The following is a 17107-nucleotide window of genomic DNA, read 5'->3' on the forward strand; positions in this document are numbered from 1 at the left end:
GTACTGGCAAAGCATCAGGCTGGTTTCATTATCAGAACACCCAGCGGCGGCAGGTTCAGGGCCAGCGACTGCGGCTGCCCATGGCTGGCTATCTGCTCACTCTCCACCCTCCCCAGGTTGCCGACATTGGACCCGGCATACAGCTCCGCATCACTGTTCAACAGCTCCTGCCAGCGCTCGCCAAACGGCACGCCAATGCGATACCCCTCGCGCGGCACCGGGGTGAAGTTGGCCACCACCAGCACCGGCTCGCCACTGCTGCTCCAGCGCAACCAGGCATACACGCTGTTCTGCGCATCGTCACCAATCAGCCACTGGAACCCCTGCGGCTGGCAATCCTGCTCATGCAACGCCGGCACCTCGCGGTACAGGCGGTTGAGGTCGCCTACCAGGCGCTGTACACCCTGGTGCTCAGGGTACTGCAGCAGGTACCAGTCCAGCTCGCTATCGTGGTCCCACTCACGCCACTGGCCGAACTCGCAGCCCATGAACAGCAGCTTCTTGCCCGGATGCGCCCACATGAAGGTGAGGTAGGCACGCAGGTTGGCGAACTTCTGCCAGCGGTCGCCGGGCATCTTGTCGATCAGCGAATGCTTGCCGTGCACCACTTCGTCGTGGGAGATGGGCAGGATGAAGTGCTCGGAATAGGCATAGATCAGCCCGAAGCTCATCTCGTTGTGATGATAAGTGCGGTGCACCGGGTCGTTCTGGATGTAATGCAAGGTGTCGTGCATCCAGCCCATGTTCCACTTGTAGGCAAAGCCCAGGCCACCCTGCTGGGTCGGCTGGCTGACGCCGGGCCAGGCGGTGGACTCCTCGGCGATGATCAGCGCGCCCGGGGCCTCGTGGGCCGCCACGCCGTTGAGGTGGCGGATGAAGTCGATGGCCTCCAGGTTCTCGCGCCCGCCGTGGCGGTTGGGCACCCATTCGCCGGCCTTGCGCGAGTAGTCGCGGTACAGCATCGAAGCCACCGCATCGACGCGCAGGCCATCGATGTGGAAGTGCTTCAGCCAGTGCAGCGCCGAGGCCATCATGAAGCCGCGCACTTCGTTGCGGCCAAGGTTGTAGATCAGCGTGTTCCAGTCCTGGTGGTAGCCCTCCAGGGGGTTGTCGTATTCGTACAGTGCGGTGCCGTCGAAACGCGCCAGGCCGTGTTCGTCGGTGGGGAAATGCGCCGGTACCCAGTCCAGCAGTACACCAATGCCCCCTTGGTGGCACGCGTCGATGAACGCGGCGAAGTCCTCGGCGCTGCCGTAGCGCGAGGTGGGCGCGAACAGCGACAGCGGCTGGTAGCCCCAGGAGCCGCCGAAGGGGTGCTCCATGATCGGCAGCAGTTCGATGTGGGTGAAGCCCAGTTCCTGAACGTACGGCACCAGGCGCTCGGCCAGCTCGCGCCAGTTGTAATAGCGCCCGACCTCGCCCGCCTCATCCAGCTCGCAGCGCCACGACCCCGGGTGCAGTTCGTAGATCGACAGCGGCGCGCTGTAGGCATGGCGTTGCGCGCGTTGCGCCATCCAGTCGTGGTCTTGCCAGTCGTGGCTGAGCGCCCCTGCCACCTTGGATGCGGTGCTCGGCGGCAGTTCGGTGGCGCGCGCCAGCGGGTCGGCCTTCAGGGGCAGTATGCCGTCCTTGCCCAGCACCTCGAACTTGTAGGTTTCGCCCACGCCCAGGCGCGGCACGAACAGCTCCCACACCCCGGCGCTGTGGCGCAGGCGCATGGGGTGGCGGCGGCCATCCCAGTTGTTGAAGTCACCCACCACCGACACCCGCCGGGCGTTCGGTGCCCACACCGAGAAACACACGCCATCGACGCCATCGACCTGGATGGGTTGGGCGCCGAAGCGCCCGGACAGGTCGCGGTGGTTGCCTTCGGCGAACAGGTACAGGTCCATGTCGCCCAATTGCGGGCCGAAGCTGTAGGGGTCTTCGGTAATCTGCTCGCCACCGGCCCAACCGATCTGCAGCAGGTACGGGTGTGCCTCATCGAGGTGCGCGGTGAACAACCCTGGCAGGCTGCCCTGCTCCATTTCGGCGAGGATGCGCCCGTCATGCCGGGCCAGGATGCGCACATTCAGGGCGTTGGGCAGGAAGGCGCGGACCACCTGCCCGCCGGCGCCATCGCCATGGGGGCCGAGTACCGCAAATGGATCGGCGTGCTCGGCGCGGGCCAGGGCGTCGAGGTCCCGTTGCCGAAGGCCGCCGTTTTCACGCGTGGTTGCATTCATCTATGACTCTCCCCAGGTACTGATCAGTCCATGCAGGCCATGCAAAGGCACGGCCAGCCAGCTCGGACGGTTCTCGGCTTCGTATGTGATTTCGTAGGCGGCTTTTTCCAGGCAGAACAGCTCCAGTGCAGCACGCTCACCCTCGGCCTGTTGCCAGGCGTGAGGCATGGCCGCGGTGGCCAGGCCATAGGCTTCGACAAAGGCATGCCGCGACTGGTGCAGGTACTGCCTGGCAACCCGTTGCCGGGCTTGGCGCGCCGGGTCGGAAAGGTCGACCGCAGACGCGCTGCGCAAGATCATGGCAGCAGCATAGTCGAAGGATCGCAGCACGCCGCTGACATCTTTGTACGGGCTGTGTTTTGCCCGACGCTCTTGCAGCGACCGGGCCGGTTCACCTTCGAAATCGATGAGGTAGGCGTCGCCCTGCACCACCAGCACCTGGCCCAGGTGCAGGTCGCCGTGCACGCGCATCAGCAGGCCGCCCTGGGCTTGGCGGGTCAGGTTGGCGATGTGCTGGGCCAGGCCGTCGCGCTGTTGCTGCAAATCGTCGACCAGCGCCTGGCTTTCGCTGTCTAGGCTGTCGCGGTGCTGGGCCAGCAGGTCGAGGGCATGGGTGAGTTCGGCGCTGATCTGCGCACTCCAGCGTTCGCTGTCGTCGGCATCGCTTGGGCGCGGCTGGAAGGCTTCGTCATTGGTCGGTGTCGCCAGCAGCAGGTGCATCTCGCCCAGGCGCTGGCCGAGCAAGGCGGCAAAGCCGGTGAGTTCGGCCAGTGCATCGGTGTGCGCATCGGCGTCGAGGCTGGAGGGCTCCATCTGGTCGCGGATCGCCCGTTCCAGGGTGTTCTGGGTCCAGGCCCAGGCGTCACCCTGGTTGCTCAGGTAGCCCTGGGCGATCATCAGCAGGTGTGGCGCGCCCTGCTCGTCCACCCGGCTGACCCAGGCCAGCAGCGGCGAAATGTTGGCAAAGCCTGCGGCGGTCAGGTAGGCACTCATTTCCAGCTCGGGGTGCACGCCCGGGTTGACCCGGCGAATCAGCTTGAGCACCACCTGGTCGCCAATCACCACCGAGCTGTTGGACTGCTCGGCGCTGAGGTAGCGCACGCTGCTTTCGTCGTTCAACGCCAGGCTCGCCAACTGCTGCGTGCTTTCGAAGCGCAGCTCGCCCTCGCCGTTGCCACAAGGCAGATGCATGCCGCCCTCACAGGCACGCAGCACCGCGCGGATGAATGGCTCGAGGACGAAGGCATCGGTGATCAGGCCAACCTGATGGGCACGGCGCACCCGCGCCAGGGCCAGCTGCTGCGGCAACGCGGTACTGATCTGCTCTTCGGGCAGCAGGCCGAACGGCAGCTGATAGCGGGTAGCCACACCCTCGCTGAGCACTTCGATTTCACCGAGCAGCACCGGCGTGGTGGCGGTGCCGAAACGCACGCCGTAGCACAGGCGCACCTGGTCGATCGGCCCTTCCTTGCCGGCGAACCAGCGCCGCTTGGGCAGGTACTGCGGCAGGATGGCGCTTTGCAGGGTATCGCTGGAGGGGGCCTCCAGCAGTTCTTCCATGCGCTTGCGCAATACCAGTGTGGTCAATTCGGGTAACCCCTCGGTGGCCTGGATGTGCCAGCTGGGCATGCGGTCGTGGCTGGCCAGCAGGAACCAGTAAAAGGCGTAGGGTGGCAATGTCAGCAGGAACGGCAGTTGCCCGATTGGCGGGAAGGCGCTGCCGCCGAGCATCTCCACCGGTACTTTGTCGGCGTATTGTGACAGTTCCAGTTCAGCTGCCTGGGCGGCGCGGGAAACGTTGGCCACGCACAGGATGACTTCAGTGTTGCCATCGGCGTCGGTGTACTCGCGCAAGTAGGCGAGGATGCGCCGGTTGTTCGGCGTGAGGGTGCGCAGGCTGCCGCGGCCGAAGGCCTTCTGCTGCTTGCGCACCGCCAGCATGCGCCGGGTCCAGTTCAGCAGCGAATGCGGGTCGTTGGCCTGGGCTTCGACGTTGACGGTCTGGTAACCATACAGCGGGTCCATGATCGGCGGCAGTACCAGGCGCTGCGGGTCTGCGCGGGAGAAACCGCCGTTGCGGTCCGGCGACCATTGCATGGGCGTGCGCACTCCGTCGCGGTCGCCCAGGTAGATGTTGTCGCCCATGCCCAGTTCGTCGCCGTAGTACAGGGTGGGCGTGCCGGGCATCGACAGCAGCAGGCTGGTGAGCAGTTCGATGCGCCGGCGGTCACGCTGCAGCAACGGCGCCAGGCGGCGGCGGATGCCCAGGTTGATGCGGGCGCGGCGGTCTTCGGCGTAGTAGTTCCACAAGTAGTCGCGCTCGCGGTCGGTAACCATTTCCAGGGTCAGCTCATCGTGGTTGCGCAGGAAGATCGCCCATTGGCAGTTGGCGGGGATTTCCGGGGTCTGGCGCAGGATGTCGGTGATCGGGAAGCGGTCTTCCATGGCCAGGGCCATGTACATGCGCGGCATCAACGGGAAGTGGAAGGCCATGTGGCATTCGTCGCCCTCGCCTTCGCCAAAGTACGGGCGGGTGTCCTCGGGCCACTGGTTGGCCTCGGCCAGCAGCATGCGGTCGGGGTAGTTGGCGTCGATTTCGGCGCGGATCGCCTTGAGCACGTCGTGGGTTTCGGCAAGGTTCTCGTTGTTGGTGCCGTCACGCTCGATCAGGTAAGGGATGGCGTCCAGGCGCAGGCCATCGACACCCAGGTCCAGCCAGAAGCGCATCACCCCGATCACGGCCTTGAGCACTTGCGGGTTGTCGAAGTTGAGGTCGGGCTGGTGCGAGTAGAAGCGGTGCCAGAAGTACTGGCCGGCGACCGGGTCCCAGGTCCAGTTGGACTTCTCGGTGTCGAGGAAGATGATGCGCGTGCCGTCGTACTTCTGGTCATCATCCGACCACACGTAGAAGTCCCGTGCCTTGCTGCCGCGCTTGGCATGGCGGGCGCGCTGGAACCAGGGGTGCTGGTCGCTGGTGTGGTTGATGACTAGCTCGGTGATTACCCGCAGGCCGCGTTTATGCGCCTCGGCGATGAAGCGGCGGGCATCGGCCAGGTTGCCGTAGTCGGGGTGCACGGCCTTGTATTCGGCGATGTCGTAGCCGTCGTCGCGGCGTGGCGAGGGATAGAACGGTAGCAGCCACAGGGTGTTGACGCCCAGCTCGGCGATGTAGTCGAGCTTGCTGATCAGGCCGGCGAAGTCGCCGATGCCGTCGTTGTTCGAATCGAAGAACGACTTGATGTGCAGCTGGTAGATGACGGCGTCCTTGTACCACAGCGGGTCGTCGATGAAGGCTGCCGGGCGGGAACGCTTGGCCATGTGCGACTCCTTTCAATTTCTGGTTGCTCTGGCCCCTGTAGGAGCGGGCTTGCCCGCGAAACAGACACCGCAGTGTATGGCACCGGCTGTGCCGGTGTTCGCGGGCGCGCCCGCTCCTACAGAGGATCGCGAACCACCGTTAGCGGGCCTTTTCGATGCGCCAGATACCGAAAGGCAGATGCCAGGGTTCGATGCGCATCCATTGGGTCTTGCCGTACCACGACCAGCGATGTCCGTTCATCAAGTCCTCACCATGGGTTTCGGCGTTGTCATCCAGCCCCAGCTCCCACAGCGGCAGCTCGAAGTGCGCCTCCTGGGCGTTGTGCGGGTCGAGGCTGATTGCCACCAGAATGTAGTTGTCGCGCTCGGGCGTGCGCTTGGCGAAGTACAGGATGTTGTCGTTCCAGCAGTTGAAGAACGCCACGCCCAGGTGGGTCTGCAAGGCGCGGTTCTGCCGGCGGATGCGGTTGAGCTGGGCGATCTCGGCAATGATGTTGCCGGGTTGGCTGAAATCGCGTGGGCGGATTTCGTACTTCTCCGAATCCAGGTACTCCTCCTTGCCCGGCAGCGGTGTGCCTTCGCACAGTTCGAAGCCCGAATACATGCCCCACAGCCCCGACCCCATGGTGGCCAGTGCAGCGCGTATGAGGAAGCCGGCACGGCCGGAGGTATGCAGGAAGTACGGGTTGATGTCGGGCGTGTTGACGAAGAAGTTGGGCCGGTAGCACTGGCTCCATGGCGGCTGGTTGAGCTGCTCGAAGTATTCGCGCAGTTCCTGTTTGTGATTGCGCCAGGTGAAGTAGGTATAGCTCTGCGCGTACCCGACCTTGCCCAGGCGGGCCATCATCGCCGGTTTGGTGAAGGCTTCGGCGAGGAAGATGACCTCCGGGTGCCGGCTGCGCACATTGGCGATCAGCCATTGCCAGAATGGCAGTGGTTTGGTGTGCGGGTTGTCGACGCGGAAGGTCTTCACACCCTCCTCGACCCAGCCAACCACTACGTCACGCAAAGCCAGCCACAGCGAGGGCACGGCCTCGGGCGCGTAGAAATCGACGTTGACGATGTCCTGGTATTTCTTCGGCGGGTTCTCGGCATATCGGATGGTGCCGTCCGGTCGCCAGCTGAACCAGCCGGGGTGCTCCTTGAGCCAGGGGTGGTCCTGGGAGCACTGGATCGCGAAGTCGAGGGCGATTTCCAGGCCATGCTCGGCCGCTGCGGCCACCAGGCGACGGAAGTCGTCGCGGCTGCCCAGTTGTGGGTGAATCGCCTCGTGGCCGCCTTCCGCGCTGCCGATGGCATACGGGCTGCCCGGGTCGCCGGGCTCCGCGGTGAGGGCGTTGTTGCGGCCCTTGCGGTGCTGCATGCCGATGGGATGGATCGGCGGAAAATACAGTACGTCGAAGCCCATGTCGCGGATCATCGGCAGGCGCTCGTGCACATCGTTGAACGTGCCGTGGCGCTCGGGGCTGTCGGTGACCGAACGCGGGAACAGCTCGTACCAGCTGGCGAACTGCGCGGCCGGGCGGTCGACATCGACGGGGAATTCGCGGCTGCGGGCCAGGTAGCTGCGGTGCTCGGCGTCGCTCATCAGGCGGGCGGTAGCGGGGTCGAGAAACAGTGCCACCTGGTCGTCGGCATTCAGCGTGGGCAGGCGCTGCTGCAATGCCTGGAGCTCCTCGCGCAGGGCACCGTTGCACAGCTCGATGCCCTTGCCCAGCATCAATCGGCCTTCCTCCAGCTCCAACCGGACCTCGACACCGGCGTGGTACTTCTTCTCCAGGTCGTGGCAGTAAGTAGCGAACGGGTCGATCCAGGCCTCGATGCTGAACAGGTGCGGGCCCAGTTCGGTGGGGGTGAACTCGGCCAGCCACAGGTCGTTGCCCGGCGAGTGCATGGGTACGCAATGCCAGCGCCGGCTGTGGGCCTGGCGCCAGTTGAGCATCACGGCCAGGCGGTCGTGGCCGTCGCTGTAGACCTTGCTGCTGACCGCCACCGGCTGGCCACTGATGGCCTTGGCGGCGAAGGTGCCGGCCTCGAGCACGGGTTGGGTGTCTTCGATCACGATGCGCGGCGCCAGCAGCGCCTGGGACAGGCTGATGGCCTGGTCCGGGTGATCGTTGGCCATGGGCACGCTTTCGAAGGGCTCGTTTCGTGACATCGGACCTTGCTCCCTCAGGCTGGTGGCGGTAAGGGTTCAGAGCCGGGCACAGGCGTGGGGTTCAAAAAAATTGAGCGAACGGCAGCTGCGAGGGGTCGAAGCCTGCAGCACCTCTTCAATTACCCAAGCGAGGTCAGGCCATGAACATTCCCATTCCACCGGAGACTCCCGATCCCAACATCGACGACCCGAGCCTGCCGCCGCCCGTGCCGGAGGAAGACCCGGACGAGCTGCCGATCAAGCCGACCGTCCCGCCGACGGTAGGCGACCCGCCGAGCCAGGAACCACCGGTGAAGGCTTAAGGGTAGACCAGGATCTTGTGCTGGCAGGGCCGGCCTCTTCGCGGGCACGCCCGCTCCCACAGGGACCACGCCGATTTCGAACGCGGCGCTGTACCTGTAGGAGCGGGTTTACCCGCGAAAGGGCCGGCAGCATCAATACATCAACCAGCAGTTAAAGCCGAGATCTCCGCCACACTGATCTCCCGCATGCGGAACTTCTGCACCTTGCCAGTCACCGTCATCGGGTACTCGTCGACAAAGCGGATATGCCGCGGCACCTTGAAGTGTGCAATGCGCGCCTTGCACCAGCCCTGCAGTTCCTCGACCGTGGCACTGTGCCCCGGGTGCAGCTTGATCCAGGCGACGATCTCCTCGCCATAACGGCTGCACGGGATGCCGATCACCTGGGCATCGGCCACCGCCGGGTGGGTGTAGAAGAACTCTTCCAGTTCACGCGGGTAGATGTTCTCGCCGCCGCGAATGATCATGTCCTTGTTGCGCCCGACAATGCGCACGTAGCCGTGCTCGTCCATCACCGCCAGGTCGCCAGAATGCATCCAGCCGGCCGGGTCGATGGCATCTGCCGTGGCCTGGGGGTTGTCCCAGTAGCCGAGCATCACGCTGTAGCCGCGGGTGCACAGCTCGCCGATCTCGCCGCGCGGGACGATGCAGCCGTCGGCGTCCACCAGCTTGTTCTCCAGCTGCGGCTGGGTGCGGCCGACGGTGGTCACGCGTAGCTCCAGGTCGTCGTCCGGGCCGGTCTGCAGCGACACCGGGCTGGTTTCGGTCATGCCGTAGGCGATCTGTACTTCGGCCATGTGCATCTGGTCGATGACCCGGCGCATCACCTCGATCGGGCAGGTGGCGCCGGCCATGATGCCGCTGCGCAGGGTCGACAGGTCCATTTGCCCGCGCGCGGGGTGGTCGAGCATGGCGATGAACATGGTCGGCACGCCATAGAGGATGCTGGCACGCTCTTCGGCCACGGCGCGCAGGGTGAGCTCGGCGTCGAAGGCGTCGTTGGGGTAGATCATGGTGCTGCCATGGGTGATGCAGCCGAGGTTGGCCATGACCATGCCGAAGCAGTGGTACAGCGGTACCGGGATCACCATGCGGTCGCGTGCGGTCAGGCCCAGGCTTTCGCCGACCATGAAGCCGTTGTTGAGGATGTTGTAGTGGCTGAGCGTGGCGCCCTTCGGTGCGCCGGTGGTGCCGGAGGTGTACTGGATGTTCACCGGCTGGTCGAACTGCAGGCTTTGCTGGCGCTTCGCGTAAGCCTCGACGGAGGTCTGCCCTGCCCGCTCGGCCAGCGCTTGCCAAGGCAGGAAGCCTGCCGGCGGGTTGGCGGCCAGGCTGACCACACCACGCAGGTCGGGCAGGCGTTCACTGGCCATTTCACCCGGGGTGGCGCTGGCCAGCTCCGGCGCCAGTTCCTGGACCATGGCGTGGTAGTCGGACGTCTTGAAGGCATCGGCACACACCAGCCAGCGGCAACCGGACTGACGCAGCACGTATTCCAGCTCGCCCACGCGGTAGGCCGGGTTGATGTTGACCAGGATGGCACCGACCTTGGCGCTGGCCAGCTGCAGGATGCACCACTGGGCGCAGTTGGGCGACCAGATGCCGACCCGATCGCCGGTGTTCACGCCCAGGGCCATCAGGGCACGAGCATGCACCTCGACCTGCTCGGCCAACTGCCGCCAGCTGTAGCGCAGGCCCTGATGGCGCGACACCAGGGCCTCGCCGTCGGCACAACGGGCCACGGTGGCGTCGAAGGCCTGGCCGATGGTCTGGGTCAGCAAGGCTTGGTCCTGGCGACCGCGGGTATAGCTTGGTTGACTCATGGGTGTCCCTTCTTGTGGTTGTTCTGGGCACGACTGAAGCAAGCGGGAATACTCTGGCGCAGATTTACGTTTACGTAAAGGTGATGAGTCGATTGACAGTAAGTGCATGCAGGTTTACGTTAACGTAAAGGTGAAAACGACATCGGGTTTGTCGGCGCACCACCGACCCTGTGGGAGCGGGTTTACCCGCGAATGCGATCATCCAGGCAATGACGGTGGCCCTGCTGACGCATTCGCGGGTAAACCCGCTCCCACAGGGCCGGTGGATAGCCCTTGAGCTACGGTGTTACCCAATTTCAAGAACAAGAAGGTGCCCCAGCATGCATTACCCCACCCTGAACTTCGCCCTGGGCGAAACCATCGACATGCTCCGCGACCAGGTGCGCACCTTCGTCGCCGCCGAACTGGCTCCGCGCGCCGCGCAAATCGACCACGACAACCTGTTCCCTGCCGACATGTGGCGCAAGTTCGGCGACATGGGCCTGCTGGGCATCACCGTGCCGGAAGAATACGGCGGTGCCGGCCTGGGCTACCTGGCCCACGTGGTTTCGATGGAAGAAATCAGCCGTGGCTCGGCCTCGGTGGCACTGTCCTACGGTGCCCACTCCAACCTCTGCGTCAACCAGATCAACCGCAACGGCAGCCACGAGCAGAAGCTCAAGTACCTGCCCAAGCTGATCAGCGGCGAGCACATCGGCGCCCTGGCCATGAGCGAGCCCAACGCCGGTTCCGACGTGGTATCGATGAAGCTGCGCGCGGAAAAGCGCGGCGACCACTACGTGCTCAACGGCAGCAAGACCTGGATCACCAACGGCCCGGACGCCAACACCTACGTGATCTATGCCAAGACCGACCTGGAAAAGGGTGCGCACGGCATCACCGCGTTCATCGTCGAGCGTGACTGGAAAGGCTTCAGCCGCAGCAACAAGTTCGACAAGCTGGGCATGCGTGGCTCCAACACCTGCGAGCTGTTCTTCGACGGCGTCGAAGTGCCGGAAGAAAACATCCTCGGCCAGCTCAACGGTGGCGTGCGCGTGCTGATGAGCGGCCTGGACTACGAGCGCGTGGTGCTGTCCGGCGGCCCGACCGGCATCATGCAGAGCTGCATGGACCTGGTAGTGCCCTACATTCACGACCGCAAGCAGTTCGGCCAGAGCATCGGCGAGTTTCAGCTGATCCAGGGCAAGATCGCCGACATGTACACCCAGCTCAACGCCAGCCGTGCCTACCTGTATGCCGTGGCCCAGGCCTGCGACCGTGGCGAGACCACCCGCAAGGACGCCGCCGGGGTGATCCTGTACACCGCTGAGCGCGCCACGCAAATGGCCCTGGAGGCGATCCAGATTCTCGGCGGCAACGGCTATATCAACGAATTCCCGGCAGGCCGCCTGCTGCGCGACGCCAAGCTGTACGAGATCGGTGCCGGCACCAGCGAAATCCGCCGGATGCTGATTGGCCGCGAACTGTTCAACGAAACCCGCTGAGCACAAGGGACGGGCGCACATGGCTACCTTGCACACCCAGATCAACCCGCGTTCGGCAGAGTTCGCCAGCAACAGCGCGGCCATGCTCGAACAGGTCCAGGCCCTGCGCGGCCTGCTCGCCCAGGTGGCCCAGGGCGGTGGGCCCAAGGCTCAGGAGCGGCACACTTCGCGTGGCAAGCTGTTGCCACGCGAGCGTATCGACCGCCTGCTGGACCCGGGCTCGCCGTTCCTCGAAATCGGCCAACTGGCTGCCCATGAGGTGTATGGCGAAGACGTGCCCGCTGCGGGCGTGATCGCCGGCATCGGCCGCGTCGAAGGCGTGGAATGCATGATCGTGGCCAACGACGCCACGGTCAAAGGCGGTTCCTACTACCCGCTGACGGTGAAGAAGCACCTGCGTGCGCAGACCATCGCCCTGCAGAACCGCCTGCCGTGCATCTACCTGGTGGACTCCGGCGGCGCCAACCTGCCACGCCAGGACGAAGTGTTCCCCGACCGCGAGCACTTCGGGCGGATCTTCTTCAACCAGGCCAACATGAGCGCGCTGGGCATTCCGCAGATTGCCGTGGTGATGGGCTCGTGCACTGCCGGCGGTGCCTACGTGCCCGCGATGGCCGACGAAGCGATCATGGTGCGCCAGCAGGCGACCATCTTCCTCGCCGGCCCGCCACTGGTGAAGGCGGCCACTGGCGAGGTGGTTAGCGCCGAAGACCTTGGCGGTGCCGATGTGCACTGCCGCACCAGCGGCGTGGCCGACCACTATGCCGACAACGACGAACATGCCCTGGCCCTGGCCCGACGCAGCGTGGCCAACCTCAACTGGCACAAGCTGGGCAAGCTGCAGCGCCTGGCCCCGGTGGCACCGCTGTACGCCGCCGATGAGCTGTATGGCGTGGTGCCGGCCGATGCCAAGCAACCGTTCGACGTGCGCGAGGTTATCGCGCGTCTGGTCGACGGCTCGGTGTTCGACGAGTTCAAGGCGCTGTTCGGTACCACCCTGGTGTGCGGCTTCGCCCACCTGCACGGCTACCCGGTGGCGATCCTCGCCAACAACGGCATCCTGTTCGCCGAAGCGGCGCAAAAAGGCGCGCACTTCATCGAACTGGCCTGCCAGCGCGGCATCCCGCTGCTGTTCCTGCAGAACATCACCGGTTTCATGGTCGGCAAGAAGTACGAAGAAGGCGGCATCGCCAAGCACGGCGCCAAGCTGGTCACTGCCGTGGCCTGCGCCCAGGTGCCGAAGTTCACGGTGATCATTGGCGGCAGCTTTGGCGCCGGCAACTACGGCATGTGCGGCCGTGCCTACGACCCGCGCTTCCTGTGGATGTGGCCCAATGCGCGGATCGGCGTGATGGGGGCCGAACAGGCTGCCGGCGTGCTGGCCCAGGTCAAGCGCGAACAGAGCGAGCGCAGTGGCCACCCGTTCAGCGCCGAAGACGAAGCCCGGCTCAAACAGCCGATCCTTGACCAGTACGAGCACCAGGGCCACCCCTACTACTCCAGCGCCCGCCTGTGGGACGACGGTGTCATCGACCCGGCACAGACCCGCGACGTGCTCGGCCTGGCGTTGTCCGCCGCGCTGAACGCACCGATCGAACAGAGCCGCTTCGGCATTTTCCGGATGTGACCCATGAGCGATTTCAGCACTCTCGAAGTGATCCGCGACCCGCGCGGCTTCGCCACCCTGTGGCTGAGCCGCGAGGACAAGAACAACGCCTTCAACGCCTTGATGATCCGCGAGCTGATCGTCGCCCTCGACCAGTTGGCCGAGGACGCCAGCCTGCGCTTCGTGCTGCTGCGCGGCCGCGGCCGGCACTTCAGCGCCGGCGCCGATCTGGCCTGGATGCAGCAGTCGGCGCAGCTGGACTTCAACACCAACCTGGATGATGCCCGCGAGCTGGGCGAGCTGATGTATGCCCTGCACCGCCTCAAGGCGCCGACCCTGGCCGTGGTGCAAGGCGCGGCCTTTGGCGGCGCGCTGGGCCTGATCAGTTGCTGCGACATGGCCATCGGTGCCGAAGACGCTCAGCTGTGCCTGTCGGAAGTGCGCATCGGCCTGGCCCCGGCAGTGATCAGCCCGTTCGTGGTCAAGGCCATCGGCGAGCGTGCCGCGCGCCGCTATGCCCTTACCGCCGAGCGTTTCAGCGGCGTGCGGGCCCGCGAGCTGGGCCTGCTGGCCGAGGTCTACCCGGCCAGCGAACTGGACGCCCAGGTCGAAGCCTGGGTGAGCAACCTGCTGCAGAACAGCCCGCAAGCGCTGCGCGCCACCAAGGACCTGCTGCGTGAAGTGGACGACGGTGAACTCAGCCCGGCCTTGCGCCGCTACTGCGAAAACACCATCGCCCGCATCCGAGTCAGCGCCGAAGGCCAGGAGGGCCTGCGCGCCTTCCTGGAAAAACGCCGCCCCGCCTGGCAAACCGACGACAAGAAGGAGCCGCGCCCATGAGCCGCCCCGCTTTGACCACCCTGCTGGTCGCCAACCGCGGCGAAATCGCCTGCCGGGTGATGCGCACCGCCAAGGCCATGGGCCTGACCACCGTGGCCGTGCACAGTGCCACCGACCGTGATGCCCGGCACAGCCGCGAAGCCGATATCCGCGTCGACCTCGGCGGCACCAAGGCTGCCGAAAGCTACCTGCTGGTCGACAAGCTGCTGGCCGCAGCCAAGGCCAGCGGCGCCCAGGCCATCCACCCGGGCTATGGCTTCCTGTCCGAGAACGCAGGCTTCGCCCGTGCCATCGAAGAGGCCGGACTGATCTTCCTCGGCCCACCGGCCAGCGCCATCGACGCCATGGGCAGCAAGTCGGCGGCCAAGGCACTGATGGAAGCCGCTGGCGTGCCACTGGTGCCGGGCTACCATGGCGAAGCCCAGGACCTGGACACCTTCCGCGCCGCCGCCGAACGCATCGGCTACCCGGTACTGCTCAAGGCCAGCGCCGGCGGCGGTGGCAAAGGCATGAAAGTGGTCGAGGAAGAAAGCCAGCTGGCCGACGCCCTGGCCTCGGCCCAGCGTGAGGCGCAGTCGTCGTTCGGCGATGCGCGCATGCTGGTGGAAAAATACGTGCTCAAGCCGCGCCATGTGGAAATCCAGGTATTCGCCGACCAGCACGGCAACTGCCTGTACCTCAACGAGCGTGACTGCTCGATACAGCGCCGTCACCAGAAGGTGGTGGAAGAAGCCCCAGCGCCAGGCCTGTCAGCCGAATTGCGCCGTGCCATGGGTGAGGCGGCGGTACGCGCGGCCCAGGCCATCGGCTACGTGGGCGCCGGCACCGTGGAGTTTTTGCTCGATGCCCGTGGCGAATTCTTCTTCATGGAGATGAACACCCGCCTGCAGGTGGAGCACCCGGTCACCGAGGCCATTACCGGGCTCGACCTGGTGGCCTGGCAGATTCGCGTGGCCTGCGGCGAGGCCCTGCCGATCACCCAGGAACAGGTGCCGCTGATCGGCCATGCCATCGAAGTGCGCCTGTATGCCGAGGACCCGACCAACGAATTCCTGCCCGCGACCGGCAAGCTGGCGCTGTACCGCGAGTCGGCAGCCGGCGAAGGGCGACGGGTGGACAGCGGGGTCAGCGAGGGTGACGTGGTGTCGCCGTTCTACGACCCGATGCTGGGCAAGCTGATCGCCTGGGGCGAAGACCGCGAGCAGGCGCGCCTGCGTTTGCTGGCCATGCTCGACGAATTTGCCATTGGCGGGTTGAAGACCAACATCGCCTTCCTGCGGCGCATTCTCGCCCACCCGGCGTTTGCTGCAGCGGAACTGGATACTGGCTTCATTCCGCGTCACCAGGAGGTTTTGCTGCCCGCGCCGCAAGCGCTGCCGGCAGGCTTCTGGGAAGCCGCGGCCGAGGCCTGGTTGCAGGGCCAGGCCGCACACCAGCGGGAGGACGACCGCAGTTCGCCGTGGGCCGAGCGCAACGGCCTGCGCCTGGGCCTGCCGGCGCGCAGCAGCCTGCACCTGGTCAGTGGCGGGCAGGACCAGGCAGTCGCCCTGGAGCGCAGCGCTGCGTCTACCTGGCAGTTGCTGGGCGAGCAGTTGGTGCATGACCAGGCTGGTGTGCGTCGCCAGCATCTGGCGATCCGCCGCGGTGGCACGCTGTACTTGCACTGGGACGGCGAGATGCATGCCATCGAAGCCTTCGACCCGATCGCCGAGGCCGAGGCCAGCCACAGCCACCAGGGCGGCCTGGGCGCGCCCATGAACGGCAGCATCGTGCGGGTGCTGGTGGAGCCTGGGCAGGTGGTGGAGGCAGGTACGGCGCTGGTAGTGCTGGAGGCCATGAAGATGGAGCACAGCATTCGCGCGCCGCATGGCGGCACGGTGAAGGCGTTGTTCTGCCAGGAAGGGGATATGGTCAGCGAAGGGACGGTGCTGGTCGAACTGGCGGAGTAAGAGTCCTGGGGGCCGCTTTGCGGCCCTTTCGCGACACAAGGCCGCTCCTACAGGTACGGTGCATACCCTTAGGTTGGTGCGGTACTTGTGGGAGCGGCCTTGTGTCGCGAAAGGGCTGCGCAGCAGCCCCGGCAATCTAGAAGGAGCCATGCACTCGCACGACCACACCCAGAAACTCGCAGCCTTCCTCACACAACAGCGCCGGGTAGTTGCTGTTGAGTGCCTTCAGGTACCGTTGCCCACCTTCCTCCGCCAACTCACGGAAAATCGCCGGTTTGCCCGGCTGACGAGCGATAACCAGACGCCCTGGCTCGGCATCTACCCCAGGATCCACCAACATCCGCATGCCCTGCGGCACACTGCGGCCACTGGCGGCACTCATCGCATCATTCTCGACAGTCAGCCAGAACGCCTTGCCTTGGGCCAGGTAGTCCGTCTGCTCGAACACACCTGGCTCCGCCCCCTCTGCGATACCTAACTCATCCCAGCCCAGCACCGGGTAGCGGAAGCACACGATGTATTGCATGAGGTCCAGGTCATCATCGGAGTCATCGACCTCGTAAATGCCACGCTCCTCGCCGACCTGACCAACAATGCGCAACTGCAGGCTGACGTTGTAATGGGGCATGCCAATCTCGACGAACGTGCGGTTCATCGACTCGATCTTCGGCTGACGCCGCTTGTTCACCCAATGCCCCACGCTGCCTTGAGACACGCCAACGCGCTCGGCAAGCTGCTCCTGAGTGAGCCCTAGCTCCTCCATCCGGTCACGGACGAGGGCAATCCATTTATCCATATTCATCGCTGGCACGATACGGACTGCCTTCTAGCGCTCAATAAACATTCAGTATTATTTATCGGAAAGCACAAAAATACTTTAGGTATTAGTATCGACCTGAGCCCTTTCCCCACTGGTGTTAGCAGGTATCAGGATGAAACCCCCGAAAAACGACGAAACAGATCTCGACAGCGAAGCCGCCCGCCGCGCCCTCGACTACTACCTCAACCCCAACCCGCCGCGTCCCACCCTGGACAACAGGATCTGGACCCTGCACGAGGGTGTAACCGGCGACCAGGCCCAGGAACACGCCATCGCCCTGCTGCGCTGCGCCGCCGCCACCGCGCAGGAAACTGCTACCCACCAGCACGGCAGCCAGCGCGAACTGACCTTTGCCCTGATGCACATGATGGACATGGCGCGCGCACTGCTCGAGCACAAACGCACCGTGGAATCGGGTTTGTAAGCAAGAAAGAAGGGAGAGAACGTGATGGCCGGGTAACGGCGAAGGCCCCGATTGCCGGGACAAGGAAGCGCACCGGTAAAACTTTTTTACCGGATTAGCGAAAATTCATTTGACTGGCAAATGATAACGATTATTATTGCACTCAGCTGATCGCGAGA

The 17107-nt window shown here is 65.0% G+C and carries 11 protein-coding genes; 6 read left to right on the forward strand and 5 right to left on the reverse strand.

Annotated features, from left to right (window positions below; all coding sequences use genetic code 11):
• Positions 1 to 14: 14 nt before the first annotated feature.
• The 3 genes from glgB to M1D87_RS17450 form a co-directional block, all read right to left on the reverse strand.
• The gene (gene glgB, locus M1D87_RS17440; protein WP_123085120.1) at positions 15 to 2225 is read right to left on the reverse strand and encodes a 1,4-alpha-glucan branching protein GlgB; all 2211 of its coding nucleotides are present in this window, start codon (positions 2223 to 2225) and stop codon (positions 15 to 17) included.
• Complete coding sequence (gene treS, locus M1D87_RS17445; protein WP_421091566.1) at positions 2226 to 5543, reverse strand: maltose alpha-D-glucosyltransferase; 3318 nt, start codon at positions 5541 to 5543, stop codon at positions 2226 to 2228.
• Between the two features lie 139 nt (positions 5544 to 5682).
• Complete coding sequence (locus M1D87_RS17450; protein ID WP_013973336.1) at positions 5683 to 7701, reverse strand: alpha-1,4-glucan--maltose-1-phosphate maltosyltransferase; 2019 nt, start codon at positions 7699 to 7701, stop codon at positions 5683 to 5685.
• A 140-nt stretch (positions 7702 to 7841) separates the two neighbouring features.
• Between M1D87_RS17450 and M1D87_RS17455 the strand changes: the two genes are divergently transcribed.
• Positions 7842 to 8003: a hypothetical protein gene (locus tag M1D87_RS17455; protein WP_003251307.1), complete on the forward strand. Its 162-nt coding sequence runs from the start codon at positions 7842 to 7844 to the stop codon at positions 8001 to 8003.
• Between the two features lie 140 nt (positions 8004 to 8143).
• Here M1D87_RS17455 and M1D87_RS17460 read toward each other — a convergent pair whose 3' ends face one another.
• Positions 8144 to 9826 carry an AMP-binding protein gene (locus M1D87_RS17460; protein ID WP_232881173.1) on the reverse strand — a complete coding sequence of 561 codons (1683 nt, stop codon included), beginning with the start codon at positions 9824 to 9826 and terminating at the stop codon, positions 8144 to 8146.
• A 320-nt stretch (positions 9827 to 10146) separates the two neighbouring features.
• Between M1D87_RS17460 and M1D87_RS17465 the strand changes: the two genes are divergently transcribed.
• Genes M1D87_RS17465 through M1D87_RS17480 form a run of 4 tightly spaced genes read left to right on the forward strand, consistent with a single transcriptional unit; the run spans position 10147 to position 15705 of the window.
• A complete protein-coding gene (locus tag M1D87_RS17465) occupies positions 10147 to 11310 on the forward strand; it encodes an isovaleryl-CoA dehydrogenase (protein ID WP_013973339.1) in 1164 nt (387 codons plus the stop codon).
• Between the two features lie 19 nt (positions 11311 to 11329).
• A complete protein-coding gene (locus tag M1D87_RS17470) occupies positions 11330 to 12937 on the forward strand; it encodes a carboxyl transferase domain-containing protein (protein WP_046615628.1) in 1608 nt (535 codons plus the stop codon).
• A gap of 3 nt (positions 12938 to 12940) precedes the next feature.
• Positions 12941 to 13756, forward strand: a complete 816-nt coding sequence (locus M1D87_RS17475; RefSeq protein ID WP_039613144.1) for a gamma-carboxygeranoyl-CoA hydratase — start codon at positions 12941 to 12943, stop codon at positions 13754 to 13756.
• Positions 13753 to 15705: an acetyl/propionyl/methylcrotonyl-CoA carboxylase subunit alpha gene (locus M1D87_RS17480; protein ID WP_123085123.1), complete on the forward strand. Its 1953-nt coding sequence runs from the start codon at positions 13753 to 13755 to the stop codon at positions 15703 to 15705. The genes M1D87_RS17475 and M1D87_RS17480 overlap by 4 nt, the downstream gene beginning before the upstream one ends.
• 136 nt (positions 15706 to 15841) lie before the next feature.
• On the opposite strand, the gene M1D87_RS17485 is transcribed toward M1D87_RS17480, so the two are convergent.
• The gene (locus M1D87_RS17485) at positions 15842 to 16507 is read right to left on the reverse strand and encodes a LexA family transcriptional regulator (RefSeq protein ID WP_013973344.1); all 666 of its coding nucleotides are present in this window, start codon (positions 16505 to 16507) and stop codon (positions 15842 to 15844) included.
• Between the two features lie 130 nt (positions 16508 to 16637).
• Here M1D87_RS17485 and M1D87_RS17490 point away from each other — a divergent pair, with 130 nt between their 5' ends.
• Positions 16638 to 16949 carry a DUF6124 family protein gene (locus tag M1D87_RS17490; protein ID WP_025339827.1) on the forward strand — a complete coding sequence of 104 codons (312 nt, stop codon included), beginning with the start codon at positions 16638 to 16640 and terminating at the stop codon, positions 16947 to 16949.
• Positions 16950 to 17107: the final 158 nt, after the last annotated feature.

Source organism: Pseudomonas sp. SA233 (assembly GCF_054792385.1).

Coding starts and splice junctions, on each gene's coding strand:
- glgB (WP_123085120.1), bottom strand. CDS start 2,225: ATGAATGCAACCACGCGTGAAAACGGCGGCCTTCGGCAACGGGACCTC.
- treS (WP_421091566.1), bottom strand. CDS start 5,543: ATGGCCAAGCGTTCCCGCCCGGCAGCCTTCATCGACGACCCGCTGTGG.
- M1D87_RS17450 (WP_013973336.1), bottom strand. CDS start 7,701: ATGTCACGAAACGAGCCCTTCGAAAGCGTGCCCATGGCCAACGATCAC.
- M1D87_RS17455 (WP_003251307.1), top strand. CDS start 7,842: ATGAACATTCCCATTCCACCGGAGACTCCCGATCCCAACATCGACGAC.
- M1D87_RS17460 (WP_232881173.1), bottom strand. CDS start 9,826: ATGAGTCAACCAAGCTATACCCGCGGTCGCCAGGACCAAGCCTTGCTG.
- M1D87_RS17465 (WP_013973339.1), top strand. CDS start 10,147: ATGCATTACCCCACCCTGAACTTCGCCCTGGGCGAAACCATCGACATG.
- M1D87_RS17470 (WP_046615628.1), top strand. CDS start 11,330: ATGGCTACCTTGCACACCCAGATCAACCCGCGTTCGGCAGAGTTCGCC.
- M1D87_RS17475 (WP_039613144.1), top strand. CDS start 12,941: ATGAGCGATTTCAGCACTCTCGAAGTGATCCGCGACCCGCGCGGCTTC.
- M1D87_RS17480 (WP_123085123.1), top strand. CDS start 13,753: ATGAGCCGCCCCGCTTTGACCACCCTGCTGGTCGCCAACCGCGGCGAA.
- M1D87_RS17485 (WP_013973344.1), bottom strand. CDS start 16,507: ATGAATATGGATAAATGGATTGCCCTCGTCCGTGACCGGATGGAGGAG.
- M1D87_RS17490 (WP_025339827.1), top strand. CDS start 16,638: ATGAAACCCCCGAAAAACGACGAAACAGATCTCGACAGCGAAGCCGCC.